The 6,000-nt window shown below is 42.1% G+C and carries 3 protein-coding genes; 2 read left to right on the top strand and 1 reads right to left on the bottom strand.

Features of this window, described 5'->3' with window-relative positions; genetic code table 11:
• Positions 1-356: 356 nt before the first annotated feature.
• Positions 357-812 carry a helix-turn-helix domain-containing protein gene (locus tag HWQ40_RS31440; protein WP_292785779.1) on the bottom strand — a complete coding sequence of 152 codons (456 nt, stop codon included), beginning with the start codon at positions 810-812 and terminating at the stop codon, positions 357-359.
• A gap of 1,087 nt (positions 813-1,899) precedes the next feature.
• Here HWQ40_RS31440 and HWQ40_RS31435 point away from each other — a divergent pair.
• Both HWQ40_RS31435 and HWQ40_RS31430 read left to right on the top strand, forming a co-directional pair.
• Positions 1,900-3,618, top strand: coding sequence for a diflavin flavoprotein (locus HWQ40_RS31435; protein WP_292785778.1), 1,719 nt, complete (start codon positions 1,900-1,902; stop codon positions 3,616-3,618).
• Positions 3,619-3,778: 160 nt separating this feature from the next.
• Positions 3,779-5,491, top strand: a complete 1,713-nt coding sequence (locus tag HWQ40_RS31430; RefSeq protein WP_292785793.1) for a diflavin flavoprotein — start codon at positions 3,779-3,781, stop codon at positions 5,489-5,491.
• The last annotated feature ends 509 nt before the right edge of the window (positions 5,492-6,000 follow it).

Here is a 6,000-nt window from a genome sequence, read left to right as displayed (position 1 = left end):
TAGCGCCCGCAATCTTGAGGCGATCGCATGATTCATATTTTGATTCAGCAACGCCAACTTTAGTTCAACGGCTAATATAGCGATACCATTCAGTTAAGCCAAAAATTTTTGGTAAAGATGCGAAACTGGACTGTTACCCTGCTGCGCTAAGGTGTCTCTACAAGTTTCTCGGCAAACCTTAAAGCAAAAAGGTGTAGACCTCAACAGCGTCCAAGCCCAAGTAACAGAAAGAAGCGCAACAAGTACTATCTCTGCAAAAAGCAGGAACTTGTCAAGAAGATAATCTTGATTGTCCACGATCTAGCGATCGCATCTCAAACAAAACGAGTGATTCGAGTCGAAGATGGTTTAATTAGCTAATTATGCTGTTTCTGGGTTTGTGTGTGTGCGCTTCCAAACCTCCTTCCCCTTTTTTTCAGTACCCGTCGTAGTCGATCTGCACTCAAGTTTACTTGACGCTCAGATGCCAGTTTTTTTGCTAATTGTTTAGAGTTATAAGTCTCTGATTCTTGAGCTAAACAATTTTCGAGATAAACCAAATCCGATTCCGAATATCGAGGTTTTCCTCCTCGACCAGGAGCATCCCATAAACCTGCTAAACCCATTTTTTCCCAGCGATGAAGGGTTTGACGCACTGTTGAAATCGCCCAGTTCAAGCCTTTTGCAATTTGCTCATTTTTTAAGCCACGAGTATTCAGCAGTAAAACTTGAGCACGATCCTTAGTACGTTGAGGAACATCTTTGGCTTTTCTCAACTCTTCTAAAGTCAGCTTTTGTTCTTCTGTGAGAAACACTTTTAATCGGCATCCCATAAACAATAACCTTTTACACAATCAATTTTTGTTATTTTTGTATCTATTTACGCCTGTATACTTACAATTGCTTGGTATTTTATAATACATTCTAAAATCTGAACTACAAGTATTAAGGATGTCGGCGTCTATAAGGCTACTACGCGATAAGTATTGGCTTGAGAACACTATCAAAGTTTGCAATTTTTCATCAACAATGGATTTTTATAAAAAGTTAGGCACATCAATCTGACACCATTAACCTATATGGGCAAATTTATCTGATAGCCTGAAGCTGTAGCTTATAGCTATAACAAGAAGAATTTGTTGGCGTTGTCTTGATTAATGTTTAAAGTCGATAATAAAGGACTGTATCATTAAATTCCTGAGATTATTCCTATGCTTACGGAGGTTTATCGAAACTTTAAAAATTATTTTGATGCTAGTTTCCATTTGGATGAGCGGAAAAATATATACAAGCCCAGTTCCTTTTTATTCAACTAGTTTCTAGACATTTGCCTTGATTATTTCCAAAAAAATATCTGTTTTATCGACTTTACATAAAGTTTATATTCTATGCCACCATATTTTTGATTAAGACAACAATATATTCAATATCCATTGAATAAACTAATGTTAACAGCTTATCGGATGCTTATTAGAAGCCTAAAAAGGTTTGTCCTACCTTTCCTACCTTTCCTACTTTTCCTACCTTTCCTACTTAAGGGAGTACTCGAAAAATATAAATTTTTCTACTTTATAAATATATTCTCTGATAATATTAAGTATTAAAAATAATTTAGACTGGGTAGATAGACCAGAAATCTAATTTTGTTTAAATTATGCTTGTCTAGTTAAAAAATATAATTGCTATGATATTTTTGAATTAAGATCAAGCCAGATAAATAGCAAAAATAAGTAATCAGTGAAATTTAGGAATAAATTAATATTTAGTATATTTTTTGAGTCATATTTTTTGCTAAAAAACAGCAACAATTGATACAAGTTAAATTTTTAAAAAACTGATATTCATTACAACTTCAAATAAAAATAATAGAGACAATGGGGGCAGAAGAAAAACCTGTTAATTTGCGCTCGGAGACGAATAATGGTAGCGATCGCAGAGAACGTTCAACATCGGCTAACTATACAAACTGTAGAAATTGCCCCTAACACAACGGCGATTCGCTCTCTTGATTGGGATCGCGATCGGTTTGATATCGAATTCGGACTGCAAAATGGTACAACCTACAATTCATATCTAATTAGGGGCGAACAAACAGTTTTAATTGATACTTCTCACCAGAAGTTTCGTGATCTGTATTTAGAGACCCTTAAAGGTCTTGTCAACCCCAAAACAATTGATTACATAATTGTCAGCCACACAGAGCCAGACCATAGCGGCTTAGTAGAAGATGTCCTCCAGTTAGCTCCTAGAGCTACCGTCTTAGCCTCAAAAGTTGCGCTTCAGTTTTTGGAAGGCTTAGTACACGACCCTTTTTCCAAGCGGGTTGTGAAAACTGGCGATCGCATCGATATCGGCAAAGGACACGAAATGGAATTCGTGAGTGCGCCTAACCTGCACTGGCCGGATACAATCTTTAGCTTTGACCGCAAAACCCAAATTCTCTACACCTGTGATGCTTTTGGGATGCACTTCTGTGACGATCGCACCTTCGACGAAGATTTAGAAGCGATCGAAGCTGACTTTAGATTTTACTACGACTGCTTGATGGGCCCTAATGCTCGTTCTTTGGTGAATGCCATGAAGCGGATGGGTGATCTCGGAAAGATTAATATTATCGCCAATGGTCACGGGCCATTATTATACCACCATTTAGATGTTCTGACCGGCTGTTACGAAAATTGGAGCCAAAAACAAGCGAAAGCAGAAACAACAGTTGGCTTGTTTTTTGTCTCAGAATATGGGTATGGTGAGCGCCTTGGTCACGCAATTGCTGAAGGTATCTTGAAAACTGGCGTTGGCGTAGAAGTACTGGATCTGAGTACTGCTGAAAGCCAAGAAATTCAAGAACTAGCAGGGAGAGCAGCTGGCATCATTATTGGTATGCCCCCAACTACTTCCGCCGCCGCCCAAGCTAGTATCAGTTCGGTGCTAGCTGTCGCCAAGAACAAGCAACTGATTGGGCTGTTTGAATGTTACGGTGGGGATGATGAACCCATTGATACAATCCGCAGACAATTTCTCAACTCTGGCATCAAAGAAGCCTTCCCAGCGATTCGGATTAGAGAGGCTCCCACAGCATCCACATTCCAATTGTGTGAAGAAGCGGGTACAGACATCGGACAATTGCTAGTGCGTGATCGCAACATCAAGCAAATCAAGTCCCTTGATGTCAACATGGAAAAGGCGCTGGGTCGCATTAGTAGTGGACTATATATAGTCACCACAAAAAAAGATAATGTCTCAAGTGCAATGCTGGCATCGTGGGTAACGCAAGCGAGTTTGCAACCCTTGGGATTCACAATTGCCGTTGCGAAAGACCGCGCCATTGATTCCTTAATGCAAGTAGGCGATCGCTTCGTCCTCAACGTTTTAGAAGAAGGCAATTATCAAGAACTCAAAAAACACTTCCTCAAGCGCTTACATCCTGGTGCTGACCGCTTTGCAGGAGTGAAAACTCAAACCGCAAAAAACGGTTCGCCGATTCTGGCAGATGCTTTGGCATACATGGAATGTGAAATACAGACCAGCATGGAATGCAGCGACCACTGGATTTTATACTGCACCGTCCAAGAAGGTCGTGTCTCCAAAAACGATGGATTGACAGCCGTTCGCCATCGCAAAGTAGGTAATTACTACTAAAGATTGGGCATGGGGAATGGGGCATGGGGCATGGGGCATGGGTTATTTTCGCTGTCTCCCTCATCCCCCTCATTCCCCTCATCTTCCCCAATGCCCAATGCCCAATGCCCAATTCCCAATGCCCAATGCCCAATGCCCAATTCCCCAACTTTTAACAGCTATGACCAATTCCAAGCCACGCGACGTACAAGTTCTACCAATTGCTACAAATACTAAGGCGATCAGAGCACGTAGTTGGTCACGTCTGCGGTTTGAAATTGAATACGCACTTGAAAGAGGTACTACCTCCAATTGCTATTTAATTGAAGCTGATAAAACCGCACTTATCGATCCACCGCCAGAAAGCTTTACCGAAATTTATTTAGAGGCATTGCGGCAGACTTTAGATTTACAACATTTGGATTATATAATCCTGGGCCATTTTAGTCCCAATCGAGTTGCAACCCTCAAAGCAATTTTAGAACTGGCACCACAGGTAACTTTTGTCTGTTCTCTTCCCGGTGCCAACAATTTGCGTGCTGCTTTTCTAGAGCATGATCTCAAAGTCTTGGTGATGCGGGGGAAAGAAACTCTGGATTTAGGTAAGGGTCATGTTTTGAAATTCTTGCCCACTCCCAGTCCGCGTTGGCCGGAAGGACTTTGTACCTACGATCAGCAAACCCAAATCCTCTACACAGATAAGTTATTTGCAACTCATCTCTGTGGTGATGAAGTGTTTGATGATAACTGGGAAGCGCTTAAAGAAGACCAGCGTTACTACTTTAATTGCCTGATGGCTCCCCAAACTCCTCATGTGCAAGCAGCTTTGGAGAAAATATCAGATTTGCAGGTGAGAATGTATGCTGTGGGTCATGGGCCCTTGGTACGCACCAGCTTAATCGAACTCACCAAAGCTTATGCAGAGTGGAGCCGTTCTCATAACGATCGCGAAATTTCCGTTGCCCTACTTTACGCTTCAGCTTACGGAAATACAGCGACTTTAGCACAAGCGATCGCTCTGGGACTAACTAAAGGTGGAGTTGCGGTCAAATCGATTAACTGCGAATTTGCTACTCCTGATGAAGTTCGCATCAACCTAGCACAGTCAGAGGGTTTTATCATTGGTTCTCCTACCATCGGTGGTCATGCCCCAACTCCCATTCATACTGCTTTAGGTATTGTGCTATCAAGCGGTGACAACAGCAAACTCGCTGGGGTTTTTGGTTCCTACGGCTGGAGTGGCGAAGCCTTTGACTTAATTGAAGGTAAACTCCGAGATGCTGGATATCGCTTCGGCTTTGACACCCTGAAGGTGAAGTTTAAACCTGATGATGTCACTCTCAAGTTCTGTGAAGAACTAGGTACAGACTTTGCCCAAGCACTGAAAAAGGCTAAAAAGGTACGCGTACCACAACAAGCAGCTACTCCAGTGGAACAGGCTGTTGGGCGGATCGTTGGTTCCGTCTGCGTGGTGACAGCTAAACAAGGAGAAGTGTCTACCGCAATGTTAGGCGCTTGGGTTTCTCAAGCCACCTTCAATCCACCCGGATTAACTGTGGCGATCGCCAAAGACCGAGCGATCGAATCTTTGATGTATCCGGGCGGTAAGTTTGCCTTAAATATTCTACCTGAAGGCAATCATCAAGACTACATGAAGCATTTCCGTAAATCTTTCGCGCCTGGGGAAGACCGATTTGCCAACTTTAGTACAGCAGTTGCAGATAACGGCTGTACCATCCTTACTGATTCCCTAGCATATTTGGAATGCTCAGTCAACCAACGTCTGGAATGTGGAGATCATTGGGTTGTGTATGCAACTGTGGACGAAGGGAAATTACTCAAGCCTGATGCTGTTACTGCCATTAATCATCGCAAAACCGGCACTCATTATTAGATAGTGAGAAATTTAACTTAACGGAACCGCTTTAGCTTAAATATGCCAAGGCGTTTTAATTAGAAAAATCTTCTTTTTCTTGTGGGATGGACATCTTGTTCGTCCCACTTTTTTTGTCAAGATATAGAGTCCGCCCAAGGAAATTTTAGTTATCTACTAAGTTATATCATGTCCGCCAAATCACCCATAATAAAAGAACCCCTCCCCGCAAGCGGGGAGGGGAGCTAAAGCGCAGCTTTTGCGGGGTGGGGTTCCGGTTATTATGGTTAATTACCCGGACATCATATTACCTATCTTTGGACGAGAAATTGCATCAGAAAAACGTTCAGCCTCGCTGTGGGTTACTAGTACAGGTCGGCGGAAATAAACTTACCATTTCATGACAGCCATAAAGCCCAAAATTAAACCCTTTTGACTTTTGATTTTTGACTTCCGCCTTGCGGTACTAGTGATTGACCTGAAAAGCGGCGATATTGTCCATTCCCTGCGAATAGAGGGGTGGTACTGGA

Origin of the sequence: Nostoc sp. NMS9 (genome assembly GCF_017114995.1) — a bacterium.
In the GTDB taxonomy this organism is placed as follows: domain Bacteria; phylum Cyanobacteriota; class Cyanobacteriia; order Cyanobacteriales; family Nostocaceae; genus Nostoc.
This window is presented reverse-complemented; position numbering and strand designations above follow the sequence as displayed.

What these genes read in the sequence shown, in the direction of transcription:
- HWQ40_RS31435 (WP_292785778.1), top strand. Translation starts at nt 1,900, where the DNA reads ATGGTAGCGATCGCAGAGAACGTTCAACATCGGCTAACTATACAAACT.
- HWQ40_RS31440 (WP_292785779.1), bottom strand. Translation starts at nt 812, where the DNA reads ATGGGATGCCGATTAAAAGTGTTTCTCACAGAAGAACAAAAGCTGACT.
- HWQ40_RS31430 (WP_292785793.1), top strand. Translation starts at nt 3,779, where the DNA reads ATGACCAATTCCAAGCCACGCGACGTACAAGTTCTACCAATTGCTACA.